Genomic DNA, 14,050 nt, shown 5'->3' on the forward strand with positions numbered 1-14,050 from the left:
TCGTGCGGCCGGCGTCAGCAGTACAGGTTGTTGCCCGGCGTGACGCCGAGGATCGAGGTGAAGCGGTTGTAGGCGTCCACGCGGCTCTGCACCTGCGCCGGGTTCTTGCCGTCGCACTCCAGGGAGCCGTTGATGGAGCGGATGGTCTGGCCGAAGCCGGCCTGGTTGACCATGGCGTTGTGCGGGGTCATGGTGCCGGGGCCGGTCTGGGTGTTCCAGTACCACAGGCCGGTCTTCCAGGCGACGGAGGCGTCGTTCTGCACCAGCCACGGGTTGCCCAGCAGGTCCAGGCCGAGCGCGTCGCCCGCGGCCTTGTAGTTGAAGTTCCAGGACAGCTGGATGGGGCCGCGTCCGTAGTAGGCGGCCTGGCCGGCCGGGCAGCCGTACCATTGGCTCCAGTCGCAGTAGTGCGGGTAGTTGGCGGTGTTCTGCTCGACGATGTGGACGAGACCGCCGGTCTCGTGGTTGGCGTTGGCGAGGAATGCGGCGGCTTCCTGCTTCTTCACCGTGTCGCTGCCGGTGCCGGCGAAGCCGGGATAGGCGCTGAGCGCGGCGGTGAGGCCGCTGTACGTGTAGAACGAATTCCGGGTCGGGAACATCTGGTTGAACTGGGCCTCGGTGACGACGAATCCGGACGGGGTGCCACCGCCGCCGCTCGCGGGCGCGCTCCACTTCTGGTTCGCGCCGCCGGAGCAGGTCCAGATCTGCAGCCGGGTGCCGTTGGAACTGTTGCCGTCCCGGACGTCCAAGCACTTGTTCGCCGCCGGGTTGACGATGTCGTTCGCGCCGCTGACGATCCACTGCTGATTGGTGCTGCCGGAGCAGTCCCACAGCTGGACCGCGGCGCCGTCCGCGGTGCCGCGGTCGACGACGTCCAGGCACTTGCCGAGCGCACGCAGGGTGCCGTCACCCTGGTTGGACCAGATCTGGGCTCCTGTCCCGTTGCAGACGTAGAGCTGTACGGCGGTGCCGTTGGCGCTGCCGGCGCCCGCGACGTCGACGCACTTGCCGGCGAGCCCGGTGATCGCGCCGTTGGCGGCCTGGGCGGGCGTCACGGTGAACAGGGCCGTGAGGACCGCGGAGAGGGCGGCGAAGACCGCGAACCGGCCGAGGAATGGGGGTCTGTTCATGGTTGAGGACGCTCCTTGGGTGTGGGGGTGGAGCGGCCGTCCCTTGGGCGCGGGGACGGCCGTCGGCGGTGTCGGCGTACTTAGGGGTAGCTGGTCAGATTGGCCATGTTGGTCGCGGAGTTGGACGGGCCGCCCGCACCGTTGACGACGTGCCGGATGGTGCCCACTCCGCCGAGGGAGACCGTCACCATGCTGGTGAACCGCACATTGGGGTTGTTCGGCGCCTCGATGGCCCGCTCGGCGGCCACACTCGGATTGACGTTGAAGTAGCAGTAGCTGCCGAGTCCGTAGGCCTGGTGGCTGGTGACGGAGTCGGCGACCTTGTAGGCGGCGTAGCCCTGCGTGGAACCGTTCATCCACGCCGCCTGGTTCGGCGGGTCGTAGGGCATCTCGTTCTGGTAGAAGTACGTCCGGCCGCCGTTGCCGTTCCAGATCGTCTGGTGCTTCTGGTAGTGCTCGACGAACAGGCCGTATGCGGTGACGTTGTCACCGTTGACGATCAGGCCGGTGTCCCCGGTGTTGGTGTTCCAGCCGACTCCGCTGCCGTGGTCGGCGCGCCAGATCCACGTGTGGTCGGCGATGACGTTGTCGCTGTTGATCACCAGGCTGGTGGTCGCCTTGCCCACAGCGGCGCCGCCCACGCGGAAGTACACGTCGTGCAGGGACGTCGGGTTCGCGGTGTGGGACGCGGACGAGGCCGTCGGGCCGACCTCCATCAGGGTGGGCGAGTTGGTGGTGCCCGCGTCGAAGAGGACGCCCGCGACCTTCACGACGTCGACGTCGGCCACCTTCATCGCGGTGATGCCGTTGTCCGGGATGAAGGTGGCGAGGCCCAGACCGAGGACGACGGTGTTCGCGCGGTTCACCTGGAGCGTCTGGTTGAGGTGGTAGACACCTGGGGTGACCAGGAGGTTCTTGCCCGCCGCCAGCGCTGCGTTGATGTCCGCCGCGGTCGCACCCGGCTTCACGACGTAGAAGCTGTCGAGAGACAGCGAGGTGCCGGACGGGGATCCGTTCGCCCAGCTGGTCCCGGTGGAGTTGGACCGCACGGACGGCACGAAGACTTGGTAGGCGCCGCTGCCGTCGACATAGAGGGACGGCTTCTCCCGGCTGACCGGGGTCTGCCCGACCGTGGTGTACGGCCGGCTGGGGAAGCTGGTGGCCGGGACGCCCTGGCTGCCGACGAAGACCATGTTCCAGTTGGAGCCGGTCCAGCTGCCGAGCTGGGAGTTGCGGGTCAGCCACTGCTGCTGGGTGCCTGAGTTGACCTGCCCGTCGATCTTGATGTCGGCGAGGAGGCCGCCGCTGGACCAGCCGTTGTCGTCAAGGGCGATGTTGCCGCGCACGTGCATGCGGCGGTACGAGGCGGCCTGCGAGACCGCCCAACGGTCGGTGCCACCGGTCGGGTTGACGGACAGGTTCTCGGCGCCACGCCAGAAGTTCTGCGTCGCGTTGCCCTGGAACCAGTCGGCCTCGGCGTGCACCGCGCCGTTGATGGTGACCGCGTCCGGGGTCATGCCGAGACCTGCGACCTGGGTGTAGAAGCCGACGTTGACGTCGGCGTTGTAGGAACCCGGCTTGAACAGGAGGGCGTAGCGCTGGGAGCCGAACTGGTTCGTCTCCTGCTGCTGGAAGACCGAGCTCAGCCTGCTCTGGATCGTCGAGGACGACATGGACGGGTCGAAGACGACGACGTTCGGGCCGAGGTCAGGATTCGTGCCGGACTGGGTCACGGGGACCACCTGGAAGCGCTGGGCGGCGCTGCCGTTGCAGGCGTACTGCACGAACTGGACGCTGTCGGCGGTCGAGGCGCCGGGGTCGTCCAGGCACTTGCCGCTGTTGCGATTGACGAAGTGGTAGGCGCCTCCGCCCTCGTCGACCGGCAGCCACTGCTGGTTGGCTCCGCCGCCGTAGATCCACAGGTGGACAGGAGCGTTGTCAGCCGTGGACACCTCGGCGACGTCCACGACCTGGCTGGTGTTGTTGCCATTGTTGATGCGGACGTAGCCGTCGCTGGTGGCGTTGAAGCTCCACTGCTGGGCCGCCGAACTGTTGCACGCGTACTGCTGCACGACGGTGCCGTTGGCGGTGGCAGCCGACCTGGCGTCGAGGCATCTGCCACTCGCGGCGTTCATGACGGTGGCGAAGCCGGCGGGCAGAGCCTCCGCCGCGCTGGCCGCCGCGTTCGCGGACGTGGGTGCGGAGGCGAGCACGGAGGCGACGGTTGCGGTGACCAGCGCGGCGGCTGTGGACCTGCGGCGGCGATTGAGCGCGGTGCGTAAGTAGATGAACACGGATTCTCCGGTCTGGGCATGCACGCAGAGGGCCCCTTCGTGGGGGGATGGCCAACGAGGCTGCGTTCACCTCATGAACAGTGGGTGCGCCTCACGGTGCGACGCTGAGCCGTGAACCTAAAGGTCTGGACCAGTTTCGTCAAGTAGTGAAGTAAGTAATGAAGAAAGCGAGTTACTGCTTTCGGCCAGGCCCCTCGCTGGGACGCCCGGCCTGGAGAGTGGTATCCCACTCTCCAGGCCGGGCGATTTCAGGTCAGGACGGCTGCGGCGGATTGATCTCGGTGTACCCGACGCCCGTCACGGGCGAGCCGCCGATCTCGCCGCTCACGCTGACGGAGCCCTCCCAGTAGGCGACGCCCACGGTGGACAGGAGGTCGAGTTCCTGGTCGACCAGGTTCGGCGTGATGGTCAAGCGACCGCCGGGCACGTTCACTTTCCAGCCGGAGCCGTATGTGATGCCTGTCGTCGGGCTGGTCCAGGAGCCCGTGGCCGTCTCACTCACCCTCGAGGGATTCAGGTTCGTGGTCCGGCCGCTCCGGTCGACCAGGGTTCCGAGGGTTTCGACGATCGCCCCGGACCTGTCGCGGACGAAGTACAGCATGTACTGCTTGCCGTTGGTCAGCTGAATGCTGAACCAGTCCCACCCGGCGCCGGTGGAGAAATCGAACGCGCCCCACTGGTGATCCGACCACGACAGTCCGGTGACCTTCACCGGAACTCCGTGGTCGATGATCGTCCCAGTGGCATTCAGGGACGTCCACGAGTAGTACTTGGACGTGCCCAGAGGCCCGTACGGGATGGTGCCGTGGTCACCGTGCAGTGCGGCCGGCTTCGTGGTCTGCAGCTGAAGATCCAGCTCGTATTCCGGCAGGGCGGCATGCAGCTTCGCCTTGCCGGATCCGCCGGCCATGGTCCAGTCGCCGGTGTGCAGCGCGAATTCGGCAGGCGTGTCAGGCACTGGATACGAGTCCGGCGTCGCCTCGTACTGGAAGGTTCCCCGGGTGAGGTCCGTGATGGCGAAGTGCCCGACGTAGACGGGCTCCGGTGCCTGGTCGAGGAATTGGAAGACCACCTGCTCGAATCCGTAGCAGTGTGGGTGCCCGTCCGCGTCGACACCGGAGAGATGTCCGACGTAGTACCACCATTCGTCCGGATCCTGGTGCGGAGCCTCGTCCCGGGGGATCCGCACGCCGCCCCACGGGCTCTGTGTGGCCGCGGACGACGCAGGCGAAGCGTCGGGGGCGGTGACATTGGTACAGGCGTCGACACTGCCGGCGCTTGACGCTTGGGCGGCGGCGACCTGAACCGGCCCGGCCCCGGCACCCAGCAAGACCAGCGCGGCGATCGTGGACACCCAAAGCCGTGGTCTGACGAGACGAGCGCGTAGCCCCATGATGGCCACTCTCCGTTTCGGTTACGTTGATCCCTTACTGGGAACACTGTTCCCGCCAAGGTATTGGCGTGCCCACTTCAAGGTCAAGCCTGCCGATTCCCCCTCGCCAAGAGGCTGTCCCCAGGGTGGCTACAGTGTTCCGGTGACAGGAACGCACGCGAACGAGACGGGCAATCAAGAGCAGGACTTGGCAGCCCCGGGCTCGCCGGCCTGGTGGGCGGCCCGCCAGGGCAGGGAGGAGCCGGCCCGACGCCCTCCCGTCACACTGGCCGGCATCGTCGCCGGCGCGCTTGAGCTGATCGACCGCGAGGGCCTGGCCGCGCTGAGCATGCGGAATCTGGCCGCCGAACTCCAGACGGGCACGACGACGCTCTACCGGTACGTTTCCGGTAAGGACGAGGTGCTGGTGCTGGTCGCTGACGTGGTGCTGGGTGAGGCCCGGTTCCGTCGCCCCGTGGAGGGTCTGGGGTGGCGCCCATTCCTGGAGGAGCTGGCACGTTCCATCCGGACCGTACTGAGCGCCCACCCGAACATCGCCGCGCTGCTCGCCACCGCGATCCCAGTGGGCCCGAATTCACTGCGGGCCAGGGAACTGGCCCTCGGCGTCCTGCGAGACCGCGGCTTCGATCGGACTCTGGCGGCCGATGTCTACACCGCGCTGGCCCACCAGGTGTTCGCCTCCGTCCTGCAGGAGACGACCAACGACTTCCGCACCGGAGGGCTGGGCGCTTCGAAGGGCCTGACATTGCGCGACTTCTACCGCTCACTGCCGGCCGAGGAGTTCCCGCAACTCGTGGAGCTGGCCGATGCACTGACGTCGCGCACCGGCACGGAGGAGTTCGAATTCGGCCTGGGATGCCTGCTCGATGGCGTGGAGCTGCGGCTACGGCGAGCCACCGAGCCGCAGAGCTGATTGCTGCCACGCGACGGACGAGCGGTTGGCGGGTGGGCACAGGAGGCCCGAGTCACCCACCCGCGCAACGGGGCTCAGGCGTACACGCGGCCCTGCGCGGCCCTTGCCACCAGTGAGGCGGGCGGGATGAAGCGGTCGCCGTACCGGTCCGTGAGTTGGTGTGCCCGGGTGACGAAGCCGGCCAGTCCGCCCTCGTACTGGTTGATGTATTGGATGACGCCGCCGGTCCAACCGGGGAAGCCGATGCCGAAGATCGACCCGATGTTGGCGTCGGGGACGGAGCGCAGCACGTTCTCGTCGAGGCAGCGGACCGTGTCGATTGCCTCGGCGAAGAGCATGCGCTCCTTCATGTCCTCGAAGGGGATCTCGTGGCCGGGCTTGGTGAAGTGCTCGATCAGGCCCGGCCACAGGCCGGTTCGCTTGCCGTCCTGGTACGAGTAGAATCCGCCGCCGGTCGATCGGCCCTTGCGGGCGAAGTCGTCGATCATCCGGTTGATGACCGCCTCGGATCCGTGCGTGGGCCAGTCACCGCCCTCGGCCTCGAAGGCGGCCGCGGTCTCCTGGCGGATCTTGCGCGGCAGGGTCAGCGTCAGTTCGTCCATCAGCTGTAGGGCCGGCGCCGGATAACCTGCCTGGAGCGCCGCCTGCTCGATGGAGGCGGGGTGGATGCCCTCACCGACCATGGCCACGGCCTCGTCCAGGAACTTGCCGATCACCCGGCTGGTGAAGAAGCCCCGGCTGTCGTTGACGACGATCGGTGTCTTGTCGATCTGTCGAGCGACGTCGAGGGCTCTGGCGAGCGCCGCATCAGAGGTTCGCTCGCCGACGACGATCTCGAGGAGGGGCATCTTGTCGACCGGGGAGAAGAAGTGCAGGCCGATGAAGTTCTCCTGATCCCGCACGCCGTCGGCGAGTCGGGAGATGGGGAGCGTGGAGGTGTTGGAGCCGAGCAGGGTGCCGGGCTCCAGGAAGTCCTCGATCTCCTGGAAGACCTTCCTCTTCAACTCGGGGCTCTCGAAGACCGCCTCGATGACCAGATCACAGCCGCGCAGGTCCTCGGCCTGCGCCGTCGGCCTGATCCGCCCGAGCACCTCGTCGGCGCGCTCGCGAGACGTCTTCCCGCGACTGACGGCCTTGTCGAGCAGGCCGGCCGAGTAGGCCTTCCCCCGTTCGGCGGCCTCGAGGGAGATGTCCTTGAGGACCACTTCCATGCCGCCCCGTGCGCAGACGTACACGATGCCGGCGCCCATCATTCCGGCGCCGAGCACGCCGACCTTCGTCGCCTGCCAGGTGTCGTGGCCCGCGGGGCGACTGCCGCCGTTGTTGATGTGCTGGAGGTCGAAGAAGAAGGCCTGAGTCATGTTCTTCGCGATCTGGCCGGTGACCAGCTGCACGAAGTAGCGGCTCTCGATGAGGAATGCGGTGTCCAGATCGACCTGTGCGCCCTCGACGGCCGCCGCCAAGATGTTGCGCGGCGCGGGGTAGTCGGCGCCACGCAGTTGCTTGCGCAGGTTGGCGGGGAAGGCGGGGAGGTTGGCGGCGAACTTCGGGGTCGCGGGGGTGCCGCCGGGGATCCGGTAGCCCTGGGCGTCCCAGGGCTGTACGGCGTCGGGGTGCTCGGCGATCCAGGCCTTGGCACGGCCGATGAGCTCCTCGGGGGTGTCGACGACTTCGTCCACCAGTCCCAGGTCCAGGGCTGCTCGCACCTTGTGCCGCTGCCCTTGGAGCAGCACGTTGAGCAGGGCGTCGGTGATGCCGAGCAGCCGTACTGTGCGTACGACGCCGCCCGCGCCGGGCAGCAGGCCCAGGCTGACCTCGGGCAGTCCGATCTGGGAACCCTTGGCATCCTGGGCGATGCGGTGGTGGCAGGACAGGGCGATCTCCAGACCGCCGCCCAGCGCCGCCCCGTTGATGGCCGCCACGACGGGCCTGCCGAGTGTTTCAAGTCTGCGCAGCAGGGCCTTGATCCGGGTGACGAAGGCGAGCGAATCGGCGGCGTCCTCGGGGCCCGCCGTGATGAGTTCGGTCAGGTCACCGCCGGCGAAGAAGGTCTTCTTCGCGGAGGTGATCACTACGCCGGCCAAGCCGTCCCGCTCGGCTTCGAGGCGGTCGACGACCACGGCGAAGTCGTCGATGAACGTCCGGTTCATCGTGTTGGCCGACTGCCCGGGGGCGTCCATCGTGAGGACGACGACACCGTCCGCGTCCTGCTCCCAGCGGAAGTGGTTCTGCTCGCTCATCGCTGATGCTCTCGTCTCGTCTGTCGCGGGTCGTGCCGCGGGAAAGGAGGTTGTGTTCGAATCGCTGGAGGTGAGGCGGTCATTCGTATCGCCGGCCCGAGGCACTCAAAGGCATTCGATGACGGTGGCGATGCCCATGCCGCCGCCGACGCAGAGCGTGCAGAGTCCAAAGCGCTGATCGCGCCGCTCCAGCTCGTCGATCACCGTGCCGACGAGCATCGCGCCGGTCGCGCCCAGCGGATGGCCGAGGGCGATCGACCCGCCGTTGACGTTGATCTTGTCCAGTGGGACGTTCATGTCCTTGGCGAAGCGCAGCGGCACCGCGGCGAAGGCTTCGTTGACCTCGAACAGGTCGATGTCGTCGACCGTCAGCCCTGCCTTGGCGAGCGCCTTGCGGCTGGCCGGCACGGGACCGGTGAGCATGATCGTCGGGTCGGAGCCGGAGAGCGCGGTCGCCACGATGCGTGCCCGCGGCCTCAGCCCGGCCGTACGGCCGGCCTGCTCGCTGCCGATGAGCAGCAGCGCGGCGCCGTCGACGATGCCGGAGGAGTTGCCCGCGTGGTGTACGTGGTTGATCTTCTCCACCTGGTGGTACTTCTGCAGCGCCACCGCGTCGAAGCCGCCCGCCTCGCCCATCACCGCGAACGAGGGGGTGAGCGCGGCGAGACCTTCCAGGGTGGTGTCGGGACGCAGGTACTCGTCGCGATCGAGTACCGCAAGGCCGCTGACATCGCGTACTGGCACGACCGAGTTCTTGAAGAACCCGTCCGCCTGTGCTGCCGCGGCTCGCTGCTGCGACCGCAGTGCATAGCGGTCCAGGTCCTCGCGGGAGAAGCCCTCGATGGTCGCGATCAGGTCGGCGCTGACGCCCTGGGGGATGAAGTAGGTGTCGTAGGAAGTCGCCGGGTCCAGTGGCCAGGCCCCGCCGTCCGAGCCAAGGGGCACCCGGGACATGGACTCGACACCGCCGGCGAGCACCAGGTCTTCGGAGCCCGAGCGCACCTTCTGCGCGGCGAGGTTCACGGCCTCAAGGCCGGAGGCACAGAACCGATTGACCTGCAGACCCGCGGTGGTGTCGGGCAGCCCCGCCGCGAGGGCGGCCGTCTTGGCGATGTCACAGCCCTGGTCGCCCACGGGGCTGACGACCCCGAGGACGACATCTTCGATCAGCTGCGGGTCCAGGGCGGGGTTGCGTCGGCGTATCTCGTCGATCAGGCCTACGACCAGGGAGACGGGTTTGATCCCGTGGAGTGAGCCGGTCTGCTTGCCCCGGCCCCTGGGCGTCCGGATTGCCTCGTATATGAAGGCTTCAGTGGTCAAGGAAGGCGGTCCTCTCTGTACGGACCGAGGCGGCAGATGGCCTTCGGCCCGCCCTTCTGTCGGGCCGGAACGACCCGATGGCTCTAACCTGCGGGATCAAATTGACAACCGTCAAGAGGTCTGGGGCGATTTATTGACGCACCGCCAATAAGCCTGTCGGTGACCCTGCCTAGAATGAGGCCGCAGCACGCACCACCCCGCCCTGTTGGCACATGAGCAGTGAGGACAAGACATTGAGCGCTGAGCCGCGGTCGAGACAGAGACTCGAGCCGGACGCGCGCAGGGCGCAGATCTTGGCGGTGGCCCGCCGGCTCTTCGGGGAGCAGTCCTACGACGCGGTCTCCACCACGGACATCGCACGGGAGGCCGACGTCGCGCGTGGGCTGATCAATCACTACTTCGAAAGCAAGCGGGGGCTGTACCTGGCCGTCGTCCGCCAGCTGGTGACCGCACCGTCCCCCGTTGCCGACAATCTGCCCAACTCCACGGTCGAACGTCGCGTCACGGTGCTCATCGACCGCTGGCTCGACGTGGTCGAACACAATGCTCCGATGTGGCTCACGGCCATCGGCAGTGAGGCCGTCGGACGTGACTCCGAGATCGGCCAGATCCTCTTCGAGGGCGATGAGATCGCCACGGACTGGGTGCTGCAGGCAGCCCGGCTCACCGAGGTGGAAGAGGGGCGAGAGGAGCTCAGGGCGATGGTGCGGTCCTTCGGCAGCATGGTCCGGGCGGCCTCCAGGGAGTGGCTCGTGCGAGGCGCACTGAGCCGTAGCGATCTGCACGTACTGCTGACCGACACCCTTTTGCACCTCCTTCACGTCACCTACCCGGCCTTGCGCGCCTCCCACGAAGGGCGCTGAGCGCCGACGCCCCGACGAGCCGGAACCCTGCGAGGGCCCGACGCTGCCCGCGCCAGTCCTTGATCAATGTCGGCCTGCTCTATTGACACCCTGCCAATAACTTCCCCATGCTGGCCCCCATAAGCCTGCGGAGGAGAGCAATGGAGTACACCCAGATCGGCTACGAGGTGCGCGAGCGCATCGCGACGGTGACGCTCAACCGACCCGAGGCGCGCAACGGCTACACGATCCGAATGGCCGACGAGGCCGCCCACGCGCTGGGGGTCGCGAGCGCCGACGACGACGTACGCGTCATCGTCCTCACCGGCGCCGGCGACGACTTCTGCGTCGGCGCGGACCTGAGCGGTGGTGGTCTCGGCGTCACGGCGACCGGCGACCCTTCGGCCGCATCGACGTGGACCGAGCCTGCCACCCGTGTCACCCGGCTGCTCTATCGCTGCGAGAAGCCGGTCATCGCCGCGATACGCGGTGCGGCGGTCGGAGTCGGCTCGACGATGATCTTGCCCGCCGACTACCGGATCGTCGCAGCGGACAGCAGGTTCGGCTTTGTCTTCTCACGCCGCGGCATCTATCCCGAAGGCGGATCCACCTGGTTCCTGCCCCGGCTCGTCGGTATGGGCCGCGCGTTGGACTGGATGATCAGCGGTCGCCTCATCCCTGCCGACGAAGCCCTCGCCGCAGGGCTCGTGACCGCGGTGCACCCGTCTGCGGACGTACTCGACAGGGCCTACGAACTGGCCCGCGACCTCATCGCGAAGACCGCGCCGGTGTCAACGGCGGTCATCAGGCAGGCCCTCTACCGGATGAGCGCCCTCGACTCGCCCGAGCCCGCCTTCGCGCTGGACTCTCGGCTGATCGCCAGTTGCGCGCACAGCGCCGACGCGGTGGAGGGTGTCGTGTCCTTCCTGGAGCGCCGCCCGCCCGCGTTCAGGGGCCACGTCACGAAAGACCAGCCGGAGTTCCTGCCCTGGCACTCCGACACCCGTACCGAATCCACGGAGGAAGCATGACGGCCGTACGTCCGCGTTGGAGCGACGACGAACTCGAAGCGGCGCGGGACCTGGCGCGCAGATACTTCGAGAAGGAGGTCGCACCCAACGAGGAGAAGCACGCGGCTCAGGGACACCCGGACAAGCTGCTGTACGGTCGGGCCGGGCAGCTCGGCCTCCTCGGTATGACCATCCCCGAGGAGTACGGAGGGGGTGGCGGCTCCTTCGCGCACCTGGCCATGCTGATCCAGGAACAGCTGCGCAGCGGCGGCGGAAGCATGGGCTTCGCCGTGAGCGAGGGCATTGTTGCGCACTATCTGCTCGCGTACGCGACTGAGGAACAGAAGCAGCGCTGGCTGCCGAAGCTGTGCAGCGGTGAGTGGGTCGGGTCCATCGCCATGACCGAACCCGGTACCGGATCCGACCTGCAGGCGATCGCCACCCGCGCGGAACGGGTGGGCGACGAGTACGTCGTCACCGGCGCCAAAACCTTCATCTCCAACGGACACCTGTGTGACCTGCTGATCGTCGCCGCCAAGACCGACCCCTCGCAAGGCGCCGCCGGCATCTCCCTGCTCGTCGCCGAAGTGGACGACAGCACCCCCGGCTTCACCCGCGGACAGCTCATCAAGAAGATCGGCCAGAAGGGCCAGGACACCACCGAGCTGTTCTTCGATGAACTGCGCATTCCCGCGACCCAGGTACTCGGCGGCCAAGAAGGCCTGGGTTTCTACCAGCTGATGGAGCAGCTGCCGCAGGAGCGTCTGATCACCGCGGTCATCGCGCAGGCGCTCACGGAGAACGCGGTGGCCGTCACGATCGACTACACCAAGGAACGCCAGGCCTTCGGGCGCTCTCTCTTCAGCCTGCAGAACACCCGCTTCGAGCTCGCCGAATGCGCCACCATCGCCCGCGTGAACGGTGTCTTCCTCGACGACTGCATCGAGCGGCACCTGCGCGGCGAACTCGACGCCACCACCGCCTCCATGGCCAAATACTGGATCACCGACCGCACCGGTGAGGTCGTGGACCGCTGCCAGCAGCTCTTCGGCGGCTACGGCTACTGCCTCGAGTACCCCATCGCCCGCATGTACACGGACAACCGGGTCCTGCGCATCCTGGCCGGTGCCAATGAGGTCATGAAGGAGCTCATAGCCAGGTCGCTGTGACGAGCGGAGCCTTAAACGGGCGAGGCTCAGGCCGCGGTCGGATCTCCGGCGATACCCACTTGAGCCCTCTCCGAACCGCGGGCGGCGGGGGTGGGCCGTCGGTCCGCGGGCGGGCCGGGTCAGGCTGCGGCGGTCGCGGTCGTACGCAGGGGCGCGAGTGCGGTGGTCCAGGCGATGACCTGGTCGAGCATCGTGTTCAAGGCGGGCAGGTTGTAGCCGCCGGGCTTGAAGACCTGGTAGTTCTCGAACTCGGTGATCAGCGACAGTGCGACCTGCTGGCGTACGTCGGCCATCTGGAGCTCGCCGGCGACCAGGCGCAGCTGCTCGACCGCGCGGACTCCGCCCACGCCGCCGTAGGACACGTAGCCGACGGCCTTGTTGTTCCACTCGGCGTAGAGGAAGTCGAGGGCGTTCTTCAGGACGCCGGGGATGCCGTGGTTGTACTCCGGTGTCACGATGACGAACCCGTCGAACGACGCGATCTTGGCCGCCCACTGCCGGGTGTGCTCGTTCTGGTACTGGCCGAGCGACGGCGGCATGGGCTCGTCGAGGTGGGGGAGCGGGTAGTCGCGGAGGTCGAGGAGTTCGAACTCGGCGTCAGTGCGGCGTGAGGCGATGTCGAGCACCCAGCGGGCGACCTGTTCACCGTTGCGGTTGGGACGGGTACTGCCGAGGATGATGCCGATCTTGAGCATGACGGGCCTGGCCTTCCTCGTTCACGGCACTTGTTGCGTGGCACCTGCGGGAGTGCGCTGCCAGGCAGATGGTCTGCGAGGCAGACGATCTACTCAACAACGGGTCGATTGGTATCATTCCTGTCATGGGCAGCGAGACGCCGACCGCACCGGTCGCCGGGTGCGGCGACCTCACCGGGGACTTCGGGTTCTCGCTGATGGCGGTGGCGCATGCCTACCGCTCCGCTGTCTCCTCGGCGCTCGAAAGCGTCCCGCAGGGTGCGCGCGGCTACCAGACGCTCGCTGCCGTGGTCGAGGGTGACGAGCCCAATCAACTGGCCCTGGCCGGATACCTGCGGATCGACCGCACCGTGATGACCTACCTGATCGACGAGCTCGTGGCGGCCGGACTGGTCGAGCGCCGACTCGACCCCGCCGATCGGCGCCGACGCAAGATCGTCGCGACCGGTCACGGCGTCGACACCGTCCGGGAGCTGCAAGGACGGGTGCAAGAGGCGGAGGGTGGGCTCCTCTCCGCGATCGACGAGGGTGACCGCGAGCTGTTCCGGGCCCTGCTGCAACGAGTCGCTCGCGGCCTCGGCGACCCCGAGCCGTGCGACGCCGACACCGACCGCTGCGACGATGCCGAGCCTGGTCGGCAGTCCTCGTGAGTCCGACCGGTGGCAGTGGGCGGCAACGGCCGTCCGCGCTCACGTGGAGCTTGCTGGTGAACCCGCCGAGCGAGCGGCCCAGGTCCTCGCCTCCCGAAGTCCATCGCACCTGCCACGTCGGCCCCGGCCTGGATGGGATGGGACGGCTGGTGGATCTCGGTGACGATCGTGTAGAGCCCGATGATGGCACCGTCTTTGATGCGAACGATGGCCATGCCGGTTCCGCGTGCAAGGTTGGTCAGCGGTGGAACTCTGGGTAGGCGTGACGAGGTGGCGGAGCCGCTCCGATCCAGTTCCGGGAGAAAAGAATCCCCCTGATCGCGCCAGTGACCGGGTCGCTCCGATGCTGACTTTGCTGACTTTGAGGGAGTTGTAACGCTCTGACCTGCGGAAA

11 protein-coding genes are annotated in these 14,050 nt (G+C 67.6%); 5 read left to right on the forward strand and 6 right to left on the reverse strand.

Going from position 1 to position 14,050, the window contains the following annotated elements; all coding sequences use genetic code 11:
- Positions 1-14: 14 nt before the first annotated feature.
- The 3 genes from OG247_RS38050 to OG247_RS38060 all read right to left on the reverse strand — a co-directional run bounded on the left by OG247_RS38050 (position 15) and on the right by OG247_RS38060 (position 4,613).
- Entirely contained in the window at positions 15-1,130 is a 1,116-nt protein-coding gene (locus OG247_RS38050) for a glycoside hydrolase family 19 protein (RefSeq protein WP_327256520.1), read from the reverse strand.
- An 80-nt stretch (positions 1,131-1,210) separates the two neighbouring features.
- Positions 1,211-3,367 carry an RICIN domain-containing protein gene (locus OG247_RS38055; RefSeq protein ID WP_442813687.1) on the reverse strand — a complete coding sequence of 719 codons (2,157 nt, stop codon included), beginning with the start codon at positions 3,365-3,367 and terminating at the stop codon, positions 1,211-1,213.
- Between the two features lie 310 nt (positions 3,368-3,677).
- On the reverse strand, positions 3,678-4,613 hold the full coding sequence (locus OG247_RS38060; RefSeq protein WP_327256521.1) for a lipocalin family protein: 936 nt from the start codon (positions 4,611-4,613) through the stop codon (positions 3,678-3,680).
- Between the two features lie 346 nt (positions 4,614-4,959).
- Here OG247_RS38060 and OG247_RS38065 point away from each other — a divergent pair, with 346 nt between their 5' ends.
- On the forward strand, positions 4,960-5,730 hold the full coding sequence (locus tag OG247_RS38065; protein WP_327256522.1) for a TetR/AcrR family transcriptional regulator: 771 nt from the start codon (positions 4,960-4,962) through the stop codon (positions 5,728-5,730).
- Between the two features lie 74 nt (positions 5,731-5,804).
- On the opposite strand, the gene OG247_RS38070 is transcribed toward OG247_RS38065, so the two are convergent.
- Positions 5,805-7,970 (reverse strand): 3-hydroxyacyl-CoA dehydrogenase NAD-binding domain-containing protein, encoded by a 2,166-nt coding sequence (locus OG247_RS38070; RefSeq protein ID WP_327256523.1) that lies wholly within the window; start codon positions 7,968-7,970, stop codon positions 5,805-5,807.
- A gap of 105 nt (positions 7,971-8,075) precedes the next feature.
- Positions 8,076-9,290 carry an acetyl-CoA C-acetyltransferase gene (locus OG247_RS38075; protein ID WP_327256524.1) on the reverse strand — a complete coding sequence of 405 codons (1,215 nt, stop codon included), beginning with the start codon at positions 9,288-9,290 and terminating at the stop codon, positions 8,076-8,078.
- Positions 9,291-9,502: 212 nt separating this feature from the next.
- On the opposite strand from OG247_RS38075, the gene OG247_RS38080 reads away from it, so the two are divergent.
- From OG247_RS38080 to OG247_RS38090, 3 genes are all read left to right on the forward strand, one after another.
- Positions 9,503-10,153, forward strand: a complete 651-nt coding sequence (locus OG247_RS38080; RefSeq protein WP_327256525.1) for a TetR/AcrR family transcriptional regulator — start codon at positions 9,503-9,505, stop codon at positions 10,151-10,153.
- Between the two features lie 140 nt (positions 10,154-10,293).
- The gene (locus tag OG247_RS38085) at positions 10,294-11,163 is read left to right on the forward strand and encodes an enoyl-CoA hydratase-related protein (protein WP_327256526.1); all 870 of its coding nucleotides are present in this window, start codon (positions 10,294-10,296) and stop codon (positions 11,161-11,163) included.
- Positions 11,160-12,311 (forward strand): acyl-CoA dehydrogenase family protein, encoded by a 1,152-nt coding sequence (locus OG247_RS38090; protein ID WP_327256527.1) that lies wholly within the window; start codon positions 11,160-11,162, stop codon positions 12,309-12,311. Before OG247_RS38085 ends, OG247_RS38090 begins: the two co-directional genes overlap by 4 nt.
- A gap of 119 nt (positions 12,312-12,430) precedes the next feature.
- Here the strand turns inward: OG247_RS38090 and OG247_RS38095 are convergent, their stop codons facing one another.
- Positions 12,431-13,006, reverse strand: a complete 576-nt coding sequence (locus OG247_RS38095; protein ID WP_327256528.1) for an NADPH-dependent FMN reductase — start codon at positions 13,004-13,006, stop codon at positions 12,431-12,433.
- Positions 13,007-13,131: 125 nt separating this feature from the next.
- Between OG247_RS38095 and OG247_RS38100 the strand changes: the two genes are divergently transcribed.
- Complete coding sequence (locus tag OG247_RS38100) at positions 13,132-13,656, forward strand: MarR family winged helix-turn-helix transcriptional regulator (RefSeq protein ID WP_327256529.1); 525 nt, start codon at positions 13,132-13,134, stop codon at positions 13,654-13,656.
- Positions 13,657-14,050: the final 394 nt, after the last annotated feature.

The organism is Streptomyces sp. NBC_01244 (genome assembly GCF_035987325.1).
Classification (GTDB): Bacteria; Actinomycetota; Actinomycetes; order Streptomycetales; family Streptomycetaceae; genus Streptomyces.

Excerpts from the sequence above, each read along its gene's own strand:
- OG247_RS38050 (WP_327256520.1), bottom strand. The coding sequence starts at position 1,130 with ATGAACAGACCCCCATTCCTCGGCCGGTTCGCGGTCTTCGCCGCCCTC.
- OG247_RS38070 (WP_327256523.1), bottom strand. The coding sequence starts at position 7,970 with ATGAGCGAGCAGAACCACTTCCGCTGGGAGCAGGACGCGGACGGTGTC.
- OG247_RS38090 (WP_327256527.1), top strand. The coding sequence starts at position 11,160 with ATGACGGCCGTACGTCCGCGTTGGAGCGACGACGAACTCGAAGCGGCG.
- OG247_RS38085 (WP_327256526.1), top strand. The coding sequence starts at position 10,294 with ATGGAGTACACCCAGATCGGCTACGAGGTGCGCGAGCGCATCGCGACG.
- OG247_RS38080 (WP_327256525.1), top strand. The coding sequence starts at position 9,503 with ATGAGCAGTGAGGACAAGACATTGAGCGCTGAGCCGCGGTCGAGACAG.
- OG247_RS38100 (WP_327256529.1), top strand. The coding sequence starts at position 13,132 with ATGGGCAGCGAGACGCCGACCGCACCGGTCGCCGGGTGCGGCGACCTC.
- OG247_RS38095 (WP_327256528.1), bottom strand. The coding sequence starts at position 13,006 with ATGCTCAAGATCGGCATCATCCTCGGCAGTACCCGTCCCAACCGCAAC.